The sequence below is a fragment of the Frigoribacterium sp. VKM Ac-2836 genome, from assembly GCF_013248995.1.
In the GTDB taxonomy this organism is placed as follows: Bacteria; Actinomycetota; Actinomycetes; order Actinomycetales; family Microbacteriaceae; genus Frigoribacterium.
In genome coordinates this window covers 17,422-31,883 of record NZ_JABRPK010000005.1, presented here as the reverse complement: position 1 = coordinate 31,883, position 14,462 = coordinate 17,422, and the positions used below count along the sequence as shown (strand labels likewise).

At 71.9% G+C, this 14,462-nt stretch carries 12 protein-coding genes; 5 read left to right on the top strand and 7 right to left on the bottom strand.

Features of this window, described 5'->3' with window-relative positions:
• Positions 1 to 46: 46 nt before the first annotated feature.
• Together HRF36_RS13795 and HRF36_RS13790 are read right to left on the bottom strand one after the other, a co-directional pair.
• A complete protein-coding gene (locus HRF36_RS13795) occupies positions 47 to 2,170 on the bottom strand; it encodes an ATP-dependent DNA helicase RecQ (protein WP_173210846.1) in 2,124 nt (707 codons plus the stop codon).
• A gap of 106 nt (positions 2,171 to 2,276) precedes the next feature.
• Positions 2,277 to 2,798, bottom strand: a complete 522-nt coding sequence (locus HRF36_RS13790; protein ID WP_173210845.1) for a DoxX family protein — start codon at positions 2,796 to 2,798, stop codon at positions 2,277 to 2,279.
• A 79-nt stretch (positions 2,799 to 2,877) separates the two neighbouring features.
• Between HRF36_RS13790 and HRF36_RS13785 the strand changes: the two genes are divergently transcribed.
• The gene (locus tag HRF36_RS13785; protein WP_173210843.1) at positions 2,878 to 3,909 is read left to right on the top strand and encodes an alcohol dehydrogenase catalytic domain-containing protein; all 1,032 of its coding nucleotides are present in this window, start codon (positions 2,878 to 2,880) and stop codon (positions 3,907 to 3,909) included.
• Positions 3,910 to 3,922: 13 nt separating this feature from the next.
• Here the strand turns inward: HRF36_RS13785 and HRF36_RS13780 are convergent, their stop codons facing one another.
• From HRF36_RS13780 to HRF36_RS13770, 3 genes are read right to left on the bottom strand one after another with little or no spacing between them, the layout of a single operon-like run.
• On the bottom strand, positions 3,923 to 4,528 hold the full coding sequence (locus HRF36_RS13780; protein WP_173210841.1) for an NAD(P)H-dependent oxidoreductase: 606 nt from the start codon (positions 4,526 to 4,528) through the stop codon (positions 3,923 to 3,925).
• Positions 4,529 to 4,580: 52 nt separating this feature from the next.
• Positions 4,581 to 5,408 carry an alpha/beta hydrolase gene (locus tag HRF36_RS13775; RefSeq protein ID WP_173210839.1) on the bottom strand — a complete coding sequence of 276 codons (828 nt, stop codon included), beginning with the start codon at positions 5,406 to 5,408 and terminating at the stop codon, positions 4,581 to 4,583.
• Positions 5,405 to 6,076 carry a TetR/AcrR family transcriptional regulator gene (locus tag HRF36_RS13770; protein WP_173210837.1) on the bottom strand — a complete coding sequence of 224 codons (672 nt, stop codon included), beginning with the start codon at positions 6,074 to 6,076 and terminating at the stop codon, positions 5,405 to 5,407. The genes HRF36_RS13775 and HRF36_RS13770 overlap by 4 nt, the downstream gene beginning before the upstream one ends.
• A 110-nt stretch (positions 6,077 to 6,186) precedes the next feature.
• On the opposite strand from HRF36_RS13770, the gene HRF36_RS13765 reads away from it, so the two are divergent.
• The 4 genes from HRF36_RS13765 to HRF36_RS13750 are packed head-to-tail and all read left to right on the top strand — an operon-like array spanning position 6,187 to position 12,603.
• The gene (locus tag HRF36_RS13765) at positions 6,187 to 7,524 is read left to right on the top strand and encodes an ABC transporter substrate-binding protein (protein WP_173210835.1); all 1,338 of its coding nucleotides are present in this window, start codon (positions 6,187 to 6,189) and stop codon (positions 7,522 to 7,524) included.
• The gene (locus HRF36_RS13760) at positions 7,521 to 8,483 is read left to right on the top strand and encodes a carbohydrate ABC transporter permease (protein ID WP_173210833.1); all 963 of its coding nucleotides are present in this window, start codon (positions 7,521 to 7,523) and stop codon (positions 8,481 to 8,483) included. The genes HRF36_RS13765 and HRF36_RS13760 overlap by 4 nt, the downstream gene beginning before the upstream one ends.
• Positions 8,480 to 9,451 carry a carbohydrate ABC transporter permease gene (locus HRF36_RS13755; RefSeq protein WP_173210831.1) on the top strand — a complete coding sequence of 324 codons (972 nt, stop codon included), beginning with the start codon at positions 8,480 to 8,482 and terminating at the stop codon, positions 9,449 to 9,451. Before HRF36_RS13760 ends, HRF36_RS13755 begins: the two co-directional genes overlap by 4 nt.
• Positions 9,448 to 12,603 (top strand): glycoside hydrolase family 2 TIM barrel-domain containing protein, encoded by a 3,156-nt coding sequence (locus HRF36_RS13750; protein ID WP_173210829.1) that lies wholly within the window; start codon positions 9,448 to 9,450, stop codon positions 12,601 to 12,603. Before HRF36_RS13755 ends, HRF36_RS13750 begins: the two co-directional genes overlap by 4 nt.
• A 112-nt stretch (positions 12,604 to 12,715) precedes the next feature.
• On the opposite strand, the gene HRF36_RS13745 is transcribed toward HRF36_RS13750, so the two are convergent.
• Both HRF36_RS13745 and HRF36_RS13740 read right to left on the bottom strand, forming a co-directional pair.
• On the bottom strand, positions 12,716 to 13,390 hold the full coding sequence (locus HRF36_RS13745; RefSeq protein ID WP_173210827.1) for a bifunctional 2-polyprenyl-6-hydroxyphenol methylase/3-demethylubiquinol 3-O-methyltransferase UbiG: 675 nt from the start codon (positions 13,388 to 13,390) through the stop codon (positions 12,716 to 12,718).
• Positions 13,387 to 14,397, bottom strand: a complete 1,011-nt coding sequence (locus tag HRF36_RS13740; RefSeq protein WP_173210825.1) for an NAD(P)/FAD-dependent oxidoreductase — start codon at positions 14,395 to 14,397, stop codon at positions 13,387 to 13,389. The genes HRF36_RS13745 and HRF36_RS13740 overlap by 4 nt, the downstream gene beginning before the upstream one ends.
• Positions 14,398 to 14,462: the final 65 nt, after the last annotated feature.

The following is a 14,462-nucleotide window of genomic DNA, read 5'->3' as shown; positions in this document are numbered from 1 at the left end:
GCCCGTCGTCGTGCGGGGGCCCGCCCTGGACCGGGTGAGGGCCGGCTCAGCCGACCATCGCGAGGGCGAAGGGTAGGACGGCATGAGCCCCGGCACGCCGAAGTTCGCGACCGGCGACGGTGAGGGTCCACCGGCTGTCGACCAGGTCGTCGACGAGAAGCACCGGCCCGGACACCTCGGCGAGGGCCGCGGCGAGTTCGGGGCCGACCTCGAACGACTGCCAGACGTCGGCCAACCGGTAGACGCTGTTGCCACCCTGGCCGCGGCCGGCCGAGGGGCGGGCGCTGCCGAGAGTGCCGAGCAGCGGAAGACGTCCGACGGTGCTGATGGCCTCGGCCAGCGACCCGACGAGTTGGGGTCGTGAGGAAGAAGGCATCGCCACGACGCCCACGGGACGTTCGCCCCACGGCCACTCCCTGAGGACGCGCACCACCCCGTCGAGCAGATGCTTCGACAGGGCGTCGTCGGGGGCGTTCGCCGCGAAGACCTCACGCAGCGTGTTGCCCCACCCGAGGTCGGTGAGTCGGGCGAGGGCGCGGCCCGGCTCGACGCGTTCACTTTCGGGGATCTTGCCCTTCACGGCGACCCCGGCCCGGTCGGCGCCCGTTGGCCATTGGGCACGGGGGTCGATCTCGACACCGACCCGGTCGAGCGTGCTGGCTGCCGAGGTGGCCGCCTCACCGGCGATGTCGGTCGGGTACCAGGCCCCGGCGCAGACGTCGCAGCGTCCGCAGGGTTCGGCGGCCGGGTCGTCGAGGTCGAGCTGCAGCATCTGCATGCGACAGGTCTCGCCGCGTTCGAAGGCGAGCATGGAGTCCTGTTCGGCGACCCGGGCGGCGGCGATGCGGTCGTAGCGTTCGGCGTCGTAGACCCAGGGCTGGCCGGTGCTGACCCAGCCGCCCTGCACCCGGCGGACGGCACCGTCGACGTCGAGCACCTTCAGCATGAGCTCGAGCGGGGTGCGCTTGACGTCGACCCGGGCCTCGAGCGCGGGTGTCGACAGGGGCGTCTCGCCCAACTCGGCGAGCACGGCCGACGCCCGTGCCTCGGACGGCATCGAGGCCGTCGCGAAGTACTGCCAGATCTCGGCGTCTTCCGTGCCGGGCAGCAGCAACACGTCGGCGTTGTCGGTGGCCCGGCCCGCGCGGCCGATCTGCTGGTAGTACGCCACGGGGGACGACGGGGCGCCGAGGTGGATCACGAAGCCGAGGTCGGGCTTGTCGAAGCCCATGCCGAGGGCGCTCGTGGCGACCAAGGCCTTGAGGTCGTTGTCTTTGAGGCGCTGTTCGAGCTGTTCGCGTTCTTCGGGGTCGGTGCGGCCGGAGTACGACCGCACGTCGTGCCCGGCGTCACGCAGCAGCCGGGCGGTGTCGTCGGCCGCCGAGATCGTGAGCGTGTAGATGATGCCGCTGCCGGGCAGGTCGGCGAGGTGGCTGAGCAGCCAGCCGAGCCGGTCGCGCGAGGTCGGCAGCTGCAGGACGCCGAGGCGCAGGGAGGCGCGCGCGAGCGACCCGCGGATCGTCAGCACCTCGTCGCCCGGCCCCACGGCGAGTTGCTCGGCCACGTCGGCCACGACACGGGCGTTGGCGGTGGCGGTGGTGGCGAGGACGGGCACACCCGAGGGCAGGGTGCGGATGAGGTCGGCGAGGCGACGGTAGTCGGGTCGGAAGTCGTGGCCCCAGTCGGAGATGCAGTGCGCCTCGTCGACGACGAGCATGCCGAGGCGGGCGATGAGGACGGGCAGCTGCTCGTCGCGGAACCGGGGGTTGTTGAGTCGCTCGGGCGAGACGAGCAGCACGTCGATCTCGTCGTCGACCAGCTGCTGTTGCACGTCGGACCACTCGTGGGCGTTGGCCGAGTTGACTGCGACGGCGCGCACACCGGCACGCGCGGCGGCGGCGACCTGGTCGCGCATCAGGGCGAGCAGGGGGGACACGAGCAGGGTCGGGCCGGTGCCGCGTCGGCGCAGCAGCAGGGTGGCGATGAAGTAGACCGCGGACTTGCCCCACCCGGTGCGCTGCACGACGAGGGCCCGGCGGCGGTCGGCGACGAGGGCCCGGATGGCTTCGAGTTGCCCGTCGTGGAAGACGGCGTCGTCGCGACCGGTCAGGGCGCGCAGCAAGTCGAGGGCCTCGGCATCGATGTCGGTCGCGGTGCTCGTCGGTGTCATGGGTTCATGGTCGCAGAGGCCACCGTCACCCGGCGGACGCACGACGGGCGCGGCCACCCGTCTCCGGGTGGTCGCGCCCTGGGGACGAGACGGGGAAGCGGGGGGCTCAGCCCGCCGAGGGGTCCGTGTCCGGCTCGGCCGGGGGTGTCGCGCGCTTGCCCAGCTCGACCGCGACGAACGAGGCGACGACGCCCGCGACCAACGCGAACACCGTTCCGCCCGCGCCCCACGACTTCTTGCCGAAGAGCTGGTCGACCGAGGGACCGCCGGGGCCGGAGGCCACCGCCGCTGCCGCCGCGATCAGGACGGCGTTGTACTCGTAGCCGCCTTCGGTGTTCCAGGGGCCCTTGGCGAGGTGCACCTTGCGGACGGCGGTGACCATCGTGCCGACGAGGCCGGCGGCGGCGAGCGGGGTCGCCACGCCGAGGGCGAGGGCGGCGCCCCCGGCGGTCTCGGTGACGGCGACCAGGCGGGCGTTCCGGGCGGCGGGGTGCATGCCGGTGCCGGCCATCATCTGCTCGGTGCCGGCGAGACCCGGCCCGTCGAAGGCGCCGGTCAGCTTCTGAAGTCCGTGGCCGACGAAGAAACCGCCGACGGTCAGGCGGAGGAGGGTGGATGCGAGGCTCATGCACCGTTCCTACCCGCTGCCGGTGCTCACCGTCCGGCGGAGGAGCATCCGGTTCGCCGGCTCGTGTCAGTATCGAGGGATGCTCGCCGTCCAGTACGACCAGTTCGGGTCGATTCCGACCATCGTCGACCTCCCGTCACCCGTGCCGCCCGTGCATGGCGTCGTGGTCCGCGTCGCGGCCACGGGCGTGTGCCGGAGCGACTGGCACGCCTGGAAGGGGCACGACGACTCGGTGCGTCTTCCCCATGTGCCGGGTCACGAGTTCGCGGGCGTGGTGGCGGCGGTCGGCGAGGAGGTCACGCGGGTCGCCGTCGGCGCTCGGGTGACGGCTCCCTTCGTCTTCGCGTGCGGCACCTGCGACCAGTGCCGTGCCGGTGCCACGCAGGTGTGCACCCGTCAGCAGCAGCCGGGCTTCACCCTGCCCGGGTCGTACGCCGAGTCCGTGGTCGTCCCGCACGCGGACGTGAACGTCGTCGCCCTGCCCGACGAGGTCGGTTTCGTCGAGGCGGCGGCGCTCGGTTGCCGTTTCGGCACGGCGTACCACGCGCTGCACGCCCGAGCCCGGGTCCGGGCGGGGGAGTGGGTCGCCGTCTTCGGCTGCGGTGGCGTGGGGTTGTCCGCCGTGGCCGTCGCGGTCGCCGCCGGCGCGCGCGTGGTGGCCTCGGACATCTCACCCGCCGCTCTCGAACGGGCTGCGGCGTTGGGTGCCGAGGTCGTCGCGATGGGCGACGGCGCGGTCGCCGGCGTGCGCGCGGTCACGGGCGGAGGAGCCCACGTGGCTCTCGACGCGTTCGGCAGCAGGGTCACGTCGGCGGCGTCCGTGTCGTCCCTCCGGCCGAGGGGGCGGCACGTCCAGGTGGGCCTGCTGCTCGACGACGAGGCCGCCCCGGTGATCCCGATGGGCCGCGTGATCGCCGACGAGCTCGACCTGCTGGGCAGCCACGGCATCTCGGTCGGCGAGTACGCCGCGATGATCGACGACGTCGTCGCGGGCCGGCTGCGACCGCAGGAGTCCATCGGCCGGACGATCACGTTCGACGACCTGCCCGGGGCCCTGGCCGGCATGGACCGGCCGGCGGTCACCCCCGGCATGACGGTCGCCGTGTTCTGACGGCCGCCGACGATCAGGAGGCGCGGGACGCCTCCCCGACGACGGCGCGGGTGACCGTGTCGACGGCCTCCTCGACGAGGGCGTCCCGGGCGTCGGCGTCGTCTCGCTCGGACTCGTGCACGACGACGGTCGCGCCTCGTCGGGCGCCGACGTAGTCCACGATCCCGTGCTCGATCTGCGTCCGCATCGCCGTCTCGTAGCCGTGCCGCGCGTACGTTCCGGCCGAGTCGCCGGCCACGGCGATGAGGTGCACGGTCAACCTGCCGAGCTGGCGGCGCGTACCACCCTCGGGGGCGACCTCGAACGCCCACCCGTTGACGAAGACCCGGTCGATCCAGCCCTTCATCAGGGCCGGCATCGACCACCAGTAGACCGGGAACGCCAGGACGAGGTGGTCCGCCCGGTCGATCCGCTCCTGTTCGCGCACGACGTCGGCGGGAGTCTCCCCGTGACCACGGTAGGCCGCACGGTCCACCATGCCGAAACGTGGGTCGAACCCTTCCGCCGCCAGATCGGCCACCTCGACCGTGTCCGGGGGCAGGGCCTCTGCGAGGCGTCGGGCGACACCGGAGGTCAGTGACGCGTGATCGGGATGGGCGGTGACGATGAGCGTGTTCACGGCGACCAGTCAATCCGGTCCCGCTGGGCACCCGTCGACGGGGCAGGGCAGCCTAGCCGCCCCGGATCCACTCCGCGGCGAGCGAGACGGTGTGGGCGTAGTCCGCGAGCCGGGGCCGGTTCAAGAAGGCGTGACGCGCGCCCGGGACGACGTGGTGCCGCACGCCCGCCCCCGCGTCGGCGAGTTCCTTCGCGAACAGGTCGCCCGAGGCTCGCATGTTGTCGCGCTCGGCGTTCACCACGAGAGTCCGGGGGAAGCCCGACAGGTCGTGCCCGCCGGGGAAGGCGAGACGATCGGCCAGCACGCTCCTGGAGCCGGCGTAGTTGCGGTTCATCACGTCGAGGGCCCACCTCGCGTGGCTGAGACCGCGGTGGCCCCGCGACCGGTGGTCCCTCTCGGCAACCCGGGGGTGGGTGGCGTGGAAGAAGCCATAGGCGAAGACGGCGCCGACCGGAGGGCGACCGTCGTCGATGGTGCGGAGGGTGGCCGCCGCGGCGAGGCAGGCACCCGCGCTCGCGCCTCCCACGACGACGCCCGCGGGCGACCGGTCGGACACGTCGCCGTACGCCGCGACCACGTCGTCGAGCGCCATCGGGTACCGCCCCCGGGAGGGCATCAGCCGGTCGGCGGCGAGACCCGGCCCCGGGGGAGGCGCGAGGCGGTAGTCCACCGTGGCGACCCTCACCCCGCGTGCGGCGAGTGACCGCGCCACGTCGTGCGCCTCCGGCTGGTCGAGCCCTCCGCGGAAGAACCCGCCCCCGTGCAGCCAGAGCAGCGTCGGACCAGGGGACGCCACCGACCCCGGCCACGGCTCGTACCACCGAATCGGCACGGCCGAGCGGACGGGCACGCCCCTCCCGAGGGGCAGGACGCCGCTCACGCCCGGTCGTCACCGTCGTCGGGCAGGATCACCAGCTCGAGATAGTCACGCAGCTGGTGCACCACGTCGATGCGCCCGGGGTCGAGCAGCCACTGCAGCTGGATGCCGTCCCACAGGGCCACGAGCCCCGACGCCGCGCGATCGGGATCGACCCCGGGGCGCAACCGACCTCGCGCCTCCAGGGCTCGCAGGGCATCGCCGTACTCGACGCGCAGGCTCTCGAAGCGCTCGCGGACGTACTCGCTGCCGGGGTTGTCGGTGGTGACCGCCTCGCCGGCCAGGACGGCGTAGAGCGCGATGAGCCCGGGCACCGTCTCGTTGTGCCGTGCCTGCCCGAGGACCCTCTCGACGAGACCCCCGGAGTCCGGAGGCGCGGCGGAACGATCCGAGACCACGTCACGCCGTTCGAGGACCGCGAGCAGCAGTGCGCTCTTCGACGGGAAGTAGTGCAACAGGCTGGTCTGGCTCATGCCGACCACGTCGGCCACGTCGCGGAGCGACCCGCCGACGTAGCCCTTCGTCGAGAACACCTCGAACGCCGCGTCGACGATCGACACCCGCCGCTCGGCCGACTTCGCGTACGGCCCGCGACGCGCCGGACGACCGCCCTCGGGGGAGCCGGCAGGCCCGCGGTCGTGATCGCTCGTCGTCGAGCCGGTCGTCGTCATGATCGGCCACTCTACGACCTCCCGAGCACCCCGACAGTGAAATTCGAACGACCACTCGAATTTGTGTTAGCGTCGCTGACGCCACGGCCCCACGACGAAGTGAGATGAAGATGAGCCCGATTTCCCGACGGCAGTTGCTCGGCCTGGGGGTGACCGCCGGAGCCACCGCGATGCTCGCCGGCTGCGCCACACCCGGGACGGCCTCGGTCAACACCCTGCCGACCATCCCGCCGGCCGACGGCCCCGTCAGGCTGCAGTACTGGGCCTGGCTCAAAGGCCTCGACCAGGTCACCGCGCTCTACAACAAGAGCCAGTCACGGGTGCAGGTCGAGACCGTGTTCATCCCCGGCGGCAACGCGGGCGGGTACCAGAAGCTGTACTCGGCGCTCGCCGCGGGGGCCGGGCCCGACATCGCCCAGGTGGAGCTGCGCTCGCTGCCCGAGTTCCTGCTGGCCAACGGCGTCGTCGACCTGAAACGCTACGGCGCCGACCAGTACGCCGACCTCTACGACCCCACCCTGTGGAACCAGGTCAGCTACACGGACGGGGTCTACGCGATCCCGCAGGACAGCGGCCCGATGGGCATGTTCTACCAGCCCGCCGTCTTCGACACCGTCGGAGCCGCCGTCCCCGCCACCTGGGACGAGTGGGCCGCCGTGGGGGCCGAGCTGAAGGGTGCCGGGGTGCTGATGGACTCGTTCCCGCTCGCCGACGCCTCGCCCTTCGCCGCCTACGCCACCCAGGCCGGTGCCTCGTGGCTGCGTGCCGAGGACGACGGCTGGGTCATCGACATGACCGACGAGGCGACCCTGACCGTCGCCCGCTTCTTCGACAAGGCGATCGACGACGGCATCGTGACGACCGCGTACGGCGCCTACACTCCGGCCTGGTTCTCGGCCGCGAGCGCGGGCACCATCGCGTCGGTCGCGACGGGCTCGTGGGGCGACGCGTTGATCGAGGGCGTCAGCGGCGCCGAGGGCAAGTGGAAGTGCGCCCCGCTGCCGACCTGGCAGACGGGCTACGCCTCGAGCTTCCTCGGTGGTTCGACCGCGGCCATCCTCGCGAACAGCAAGCACCCGCAGGAGGCCCTCGACTTCGCCGTCTGGATGACCACGACGCCCGAGGGCATCAACGCCCTGATCGAGTACTGCGGCATCGGCTGGTCGCCGGCGCGTGACGTCGTCGGCACGCTGCGTGAGCAGCCCAGCCCGTTCTTCAGCGGTCAGAACTACAACCAGGAGGTCTTCGTGCCCGCCACGAAGGAGTCCTCGCAGAACCAGGACTGGAGTTGGTGGCCGATCACCCAGCAGTCCTTCAACATCTTGAGCGACGGCTTCCGTGGCAAGGCGTCGGGCGGCACGCTCGTCGACGCCGTGGTCCAGGCCGAGAAGGACATCATGGCCGTCTTCCAGAACAAGGGCCTCACCATCCGCAAGGCGAGCGCATGAGCGCCGCGACCGACACCAGGCCCGAGGCCGCGACCGACTCCACCCGCGCCTCCTCGGGGCCTCGACGCAGCAGCTCGAAGGGCGCCGTCAAGCGGGCGCCGTGGGTGCTGCTCGCGCCGTTCCTGGCGCTCTTCGCCCTGACCTTCGTGATCCCGATCGTCATCGCCGTGTTCTCGAGCTTCACCAAGGTCACCCGCAGCGGCCTGTTCGGTGAGGGTGGTGTCACCAGCGGGTTCGCCGGCTTCGACAACTACGCGCAGGTGCTCGGCGACCCCAACTTCGTCGCCTCGATCGGCCGCATGTTCCTCTTCGGCATCGTGCAGGTGCCCGTCATGCTGATCCTCTGCACGGTGCTCGCGCTGCTGCTCGAGTCGGCGTCGGCGAAGTGGCCGGGCGTGTTCCGTGCCGCGTACTTCCTGCCCTACGGCGTGCCCGGCGTCATCGCGACGATCCTCTGGTCGTTCCTCTACGTGCCCGGCCTCAGCCCCATCATCGACATCGGCGAGGTCTTCGGGGTCACGCCCGACTTCCTCGGGCCGAACACCGTGCTGTGGTCGATCGCGAACATCGTGACCTGGAGCTACACCGGCTACAACATGCTGATCATCATCGCGCAGCTCAAGTCGATCCCGGTCGAGTTGTACGAGGCGGCCAAGGTCGACGGTGCGTCGTCCCTGCGGGTGGCGTTCAGCATCCAGCTGCCGCTGATCCGCCCGGCCCTGCTGCTCACCGCCGTCTTCTCGATCATCGGCACGTTGCAGCTGTTCGCCGAGGCGCAGGTGCTGCAGCGTGTCTCGCCGGCCATCGACAGCCAGTACACGCCGAACCTCAGCGCGTACACGACGGCCTTCGCCTACAACGACTACAACGTCGCCGCAGCCCAGTCGGTCCTGATCGCCCTCGTCGCGTTCGCGCTGTCGGTCACGTTCCTCAGCATCACGAACAGGAAGCAGAAATGAGCATCTCGACGAAGGGGGCCGAGCACGCCACCGAGACCGAGTCCATCGTGACGTCGCAGGGCCGCGGCCGCGGTGCCGAGAGGCCCGCCCGCCGCCGCGCCCGCAGCGCCGGGCCGGACCGCACGGCCGGACGCTCGAAGGCGTCCACGATCATCGTCACGGCCGTGCTGGTCGTCGTGGCGCTGTACTTCCTGGTGCCCGTCTACTGGGTCGTCGTCGCGGCGACCAAGACCACGCCCGACCTGTTCGGCACCTTCGGCTTCTGGTTCGCGCCGACGTTCTCGCTCTGGGACAACCTCGGCCAGGTGCTGACCTACGGCGACGGCATCTTCGTGCGCTGGGTGCTCAACTCGGTGCTGTACGCCGGTGTCGGTGCCCTCATCGCGACGTACTTCGCCGCGGCCGGCGGCTACGCCCTCGCCAAGTACGAGTTCCGCGGGCGCAACGTCGTCTTCGGCACGATCCTCGGTGGGGTGCTCGTGCCCGGCACCGCCACGGCGCTTCCCCTCTTCCTGCTGTTCAGCCAGATGGGCATCGCCAACACCTACTGGAGCGTGCTGCTGCCGTCGCTCGTGTCGCCGTTCGGCCTGTTCCTCTGCCGCATCTACGCGCAGGCCACAGTCGACACCTCGCTCATGGAGGCCGCCCGCCTCGACGGGGCCAGCGAGCTGCGCATCTTCCACACGCTGGGCCTGCGCATCCTCACGCCGGCGCTCGTCACCGTGTTCCTGTTCCAGCTCGTGGGCATCTGGAACAACTACTTCCTGCCCCTGGTCATGCTGAGCGACGTCGACAAGTTCCCCGTCACGCTCGGTCTCAACAACTGGCTCAGCCAGACCGACCGCCTGCCCGAGTTCTACCAGCTGACGACCGGCGGCGTGCTGCTGTCGATCATCCCGCTGGTCATCGCCATGGTCGTCCTCCAGCGCTTCTGGCGCGGCGGCCTCACCGAAGGAAGCGTCAAGTGACCCCCAGCCCCGAGACCGGCTCCACCCCCTCCGTCGTCACCGTCGACTACCTCACCGACACCGGTCCCGGCCAGGGTGCGCGCACCCCCGCGCGCTCCTGGCTGCACACCGACGCCCCGACCCTCTCGCTCGACGGCACCTGGTCGTTCCGCCTGCTTCCCGGTGCGCCGGGCACACTCGGCGGACGCGGCGTCCTGCCCGAGGGCGAGCCCGTCGACGGCGTCGGCGCCCTCGACCTCGACGACTCGTCCTGGGGCGAGATCGAGGTGCCGTCGCACTGGGTGCTCGGCGGAGACGGCTCGCGCGGCGCTCCGATCTACACCAATGTGCAGTTCCCGTTCCCGACCGAGCCGCCCTTCGTGCCCGATGCCAACCCGACCGGCGACCACCGCCGCACCTTCGAGCTGCCGTCGTCCTTCGAGGGCGCCGAGCGCGTCCTGTTGCGCTTCGACGGCGTCGAGTCGCGCTACGTCCTGTGGCTGAACGGCGTCCAGATCGGCATGGGCGTCGGCAGCCGACTCGCCCAGGAGTTCGACGTCACCGACGCCGTCCGCCCCGGCGAGAACGTCGTGGCGGTGCGCGTGCACCAGTGGTCGGCCTCGAGCTACGTCGAGGACCAGGACCAGTGGTGGCTGCCCGGCATCTTCCGCAGCGTCACGCTGCAGGCCCGCCCCGTCGGAGGGCTCGACGACGTCTGGCTGCAGACGCCGTTCCACGGCACGGCCGGTCAGAGCCGAGGAGGCGCGGCCATCGTCCCCGAGATCACCGCCGCCGACGCCGCGTACCCGGTCACCCTCTCGGTGCCCGAGCTGGGCGTCGAGGTCACGTGGGCCACCCCGGCCGACGTCGCGCCGGTCGAGTTGGACGCGGTCGAGCCGTGGTCGGCCGAGACGCCGCGTCTCTACGACGCGACCGTCTCGAGCGCGGGCGGTGCCGAGACGATCTCGCTGCGCCTCGGCTTCCGCACGGTCCGCGTGGTGGGCGATCAGTTCGAGGTCAACGGCCGTCGCGTGGTCTTCCACGGCGTCAACCGCCACGAGACCCACCCCGACCGGGGCCGCGTCTTCGACGAGGAATGGTCGCGTCGTGACCTCGCGCAGATGAAGCGGTTCAACGTGAACGCGATCCGCACCTCGCATTATCCGCCGCACCCGCGCCTCCTCGACCTCGCCGACGAGCTGGGCTTCTGGGTCGTCCTCGAGTGCGACCTCGAGACCCACGCGTTCGAACGCCAGGAGTGGATCGGCAACCCCAGCGACGACCCGGCCTGGCACGACGCCTACGTGGACCGCATGGTCCGCACGGTCGAGCGCGACAAGAACCACCCGAGCATCGTCCTGTGGTCGCTCGGCAACGAGTCCGGCACGGGCCACAACCTCGCCGCGATGTCGGCCTGGACGCACGCCCGCGACGGCGGCCGTCCCGTGCACTACGAGGGTGACTACACGGGGGCCTACACCGACGTCTACTCGCGCATGTACTCGTGGATCGACGAGACACGAGCCATCGGCTCGGGCGACGAGTCCTTCACGCTGTTGGGCTGCACCCCGGCCGAGGCCGCGCGTCAGCGCTCGAAGCCGTTCCTGCTCTGCGAGTACGTCCACGCGATGGGCAACGGCCCCGGGGCGATCGACGACTACGAAGACCTGGTGGACGCCTATCCGCGCCTGCACGGCGGCTTCGTCTGGGAGTGGCGCGACCACGGGCTGCGCACCCACACCGCCGACGGCGTCGAGTACTTCGGCTACGGCGGCGACTTCGGCGAGGTCGTCCACGACGGCAACTTCGTCATGGACGGCATGGTGCTGAGCGACGACACCCCGTCGCCCGGCCTGTACGAGTGGGCACAGGTCGTCGCCCCGATCCGCCTGCGCTTCGAGACACCCACCGTCGACGGTCCACCCGTGCTGGTGGTGTCGAACCTGCGCCACTCGGCCGATGCCTCCGACCTCGTCTTCCGGTGGGTCGCGTCGCACGACGGCGAGGAGGCGCGCTCGGGCACCCTCGACGTCGTCGGCTTCGACGGCGGTGCGCTGTCCGCCCACGAGACGGTCTTCGTCTCGCTGCCCGAAGTGCCCGTGTCGCGCACCGGTGAGACCTGGTTCACGGTCACGGCCGAGCTCGCCGACGCCACCGTGTGGGCGGACGCCGGTCACGTGATCTCGACCCAGCAGCTCGACCTGACGCCGGCACCGGTGCAGGTCGCGACGCCCCGCCCCGCGGTCGTCGGCGACGGGCGCGACCGCTCGGCCCGCGCCTCCTCGGGGCGCGTCGAGCTCGGACCGGCCGTGTTCGACGACGGGCGACTGGTGTCGCTGGCCGGACGTCCGGTCGACGGTGCTCGCCTCGAGCTGTGGCGCGCACCGACCGACAACGACCGTGGCGAGTGGCTGACGCCGAAGGACCGCGACCGCGACGTGATGCGCAACCGGCACCGCGTCGACCTGTACGAGGTCGGCGTGCTGCCCAGCTCGCAGGACACCTGGCTGCTCGCCGGGCTCGACCGGCTGACCGCGCGTGTCGAGTCGGTGAGCGTCGCGCCGGGCTCGGTCCGGGTGAGGACCCGCTACGCCGCCGCAGACACGCGAAACGCCGTGACGACCGACGAGCAGTGGCGGCTCGTCGGCGACGACCTGTGGCTGTCCGTCGACATCGTGCCGACCGGCTGGTGGGACATGGTGTGGCCCCGCGTCGGCGTGCGCTTCGACCTGCCGGGTGAGGTCGACCACGCCTCGTGGTTCGGCACCGGCCCGCGCGAGTCGTACCCGGACAGTCGCCACTCGGCGTTCGTGGGGCGCTACGAGTCCGGCGTCGACGAGCTGTCGGCCGGGTACGCCCGTCCGCAGGAGACCGGGCACCGCAGCGACCTGCGCACGCTCGACCTCGGGTCGTCGGGGCGGCCCTGGCTTCGGGTCGAGGCCGTGCCCAGCGCCACGGGCGAACGCCCCGGCTTCACGCTGAGCCGCCACACGGCCCAGCAGATCGGCGTAGCCGAGCACCCGCACGAGCTGCCTGCGAGCGACCGCACCCATCTCTACCTGGACGCCGCCCAGCACGGCGTGGGGTCGCGGGCGTGCGGGCCGGACGTGGCATCGCGCCATGTGCTGCGCCCCGGGGCGCACCAGCTGCGACTGAAGTTCAGCGCGCTGTAGCCGGCTGCCACCGCCGAGGACGGGCGGGTCCGTGTCGGACGGGCGTCTCAGGACGCCCGGTCCGGCCGGACCCGCCCGTTCTGCGGGCCACCGGGCCGGCCTGCCGACGTGCTCAGCCGGCGCGGCGGGTGGCGCGGACGATCACGTCGGCCACGTGCCGGACCTCACCGTCGGGGCCCGTCATGTCGCGTGGCCGCACCTCGGCCACCTCGACCTGCCAGGCGTCGGGCGAGAGCCTGCCGACCATTTCGTCGACGGTGAAGAGCATGCCGGGGTCGCCGTGCTTCCCCGCTCCGAGTGGCAGGGCGTCGGCGTCGTGCCCGACGACGAGCAGGGTGCCGCCGGGTGCCACACCGTCGGCCAGTGCGGGGAACAGCCGCTCGCGGTCGGCGAGCGGTAGGTGCATGAAGTGCGCCGTGACCAGATCGAAGGAGGCGCGGGTCGGGCTCCACCTCGTCAGATCCGCCTGCTGCCAGGTGACGAGCGCGGGGTCGACGTCCTCCCGCTCGCGGGCCAGGGCGGCCGCCTTGTCGAGGGCGTTCTGCGAGATGTCCACGCCCGTGACCTGCCAGCCCCGCGAGACGAGCCAGAGGGCGTCGCCGCCCTCTCCGCTGCCGACGTCGAGCGCACGACCGGGGGCCAGGGGAGCGGCCTCGGCGACGAGGGCGGCGTTGGGGCGGCCGCTCCAGGCGCGGCCGGGCTGCCCGTAGCGGTCCTCCCAGTAGTCGCGGTCGTAGACGGGGTGGCGGTGCCCGTCGTGCTGGTGCCGCTGCTCCGACTCGCTCATGCGTCGATCCTCTCTCCGGCGCGGAGGGCTGCGACGGACGCCGCCACCTCTGCCGTGATCAGGTCCATGTTGATCGCTGCGCCGGCCATCGTGCCCGCGGCGGCCGCCGCAACGACCTGCGCCATCGGCTCGGTGACGTTGCCCGCGAGCCAGACCCCCGGAACGGCCGACCGGCCGGTGAACGGCTCGACGGTCGCGAGGTGCGTGCCGACGCCGGCGGGGTGCTCGGTCGCCTCGAGTCCGAGGTCGGCCACGAAGCCCGCCCGGGAACGCACCCGGGCCACCACGGCCAGCGCGCCGACCTCGACCGTACGACCGTCGACGAGCGTCACACCGGTCAGAGCGTCGTCCTCGGCCCGCACGCGCGCGACCGGGCCGTCGACCACCGTGACGCCCCGGGCGCGCAGCTGCTCTGCCTGCTCGTCGTCGAGGGTGAACGAGTCGTTCGTGAAGAGCACGATGTCGCGGCTCCATTGCCCGAAGAGCAGGGCCTGGTGCATCGCGAAGGGACTGGTGGCGAGCACGCCGATCACGCGGTCCCGGACCTCCCAGCCGTGGCAGTAGGGGCAGTGGACGACGTCTCGGCCCCAGCGCTCGGCGAGCCCGTCGACGGCGGGCAGTTCGTCGACGAGTCCCGAGGTCACGAGGAGGCGCCGGGCCCGCACCTCGCGGTCGTCGGTGCCCGGGGTGGTGACCGTGACGACGAAGGGCGCGTCGGGGTCGTCGTCGCGGTGGACGCCGGTCACGGTGCCCGAGGTGATCGCGCCTCCGTGGGCTTCGACCTCGGCTCGGCCGAGGCGGGTCAGCTCGCGGGGCGCGACCCCGTCGCGGGTGAGGAACGCGTGGACGCCCTCGGCGGGGGCGTTTCGGGGCCGGTCGTCGTCGACGACGAGCACGTCGCGGCGGGCGCGGGCGAGCGACAGGGCGCCGCTGAGCCCGGCGGCGCCACCGCCGATCACGACGACGTCGTGGACCTCGTCGGTCGGGCGGGTGTTCTGATTCGTCATGGTGTGACCTCCTGACTCGATCCTGCGACTCGGAGCATCGGTCTGGCAATCTCTCTTGCCGATAT

Excerpts from the sequence above, each read along its gene's own strand:
- HRF36_RS13795 (WP_173210846.1), bottom strand. The coding sequence starts at position 2,170 with ATGACACCGACGAGCACCGCGACCGACATCGATGCCGAGGCCCTCGAC.
- HRF36_RS13790 (WP_173210845.1), bottom strand. The coding sequence starts at position 2,798 with ATGAGCCTCGCATCCACCCTCCTCCGCCTGACCGTCGGCGGTTTCTTC.
- HRF36_RS13785 (WP_173210843.1), top strand. The coding sequence starts at position 2,878 with ATGCTCGCCGTCCAGTACGACCAGTTCGGGTCGATTCCGACCATCGTC.
- HRF36_RS13770 (WP_173210837.1), bottom strand. The coding sequence starts at position 6,076 with ATGACGACGACCGGCTCGACGACGAGCGATCACGACCGCGGGCCTGCC.
- HRF36_RS13765 (WP_173210835.1), top strand. The coding sequence starts at position 6,187 with ATGAGCCCGATTTCCCGACGGCAGTTGCTCGGCCTGGGGGTGACCGCC.
- HRF36_RS13760 (WP_173210833.1), top strand. The coding sequence starts at position 7,521 with ATGAGCGCCGCGACCGACACCAGGCCCGAGGCCGCGACCGACTCCACC.
- HRF36_RS13755 (WP_173210831.1), top strand. The coding sequence starts at position 8,480 with ATGAGCATCTCGACGAAGGGGGCCGAGCACGCCACCGAGACCGAGTCC.
- HRF36_RS13745 (WP_173210827.1), bottom strand. The coding sequence starts at position 13,390 with ATGAGCGAGTCGGAGCAGCGGCACCAGCACGACGGGCACCGCCACCCC.
- HRF36_RS13740 (WP_173210825.1), bottom strand. The coding sequence starts at position 14,397 with ATGACGAATCAGAACACCCGCCCGACCGACGAGGTCCACGACGTCGTC.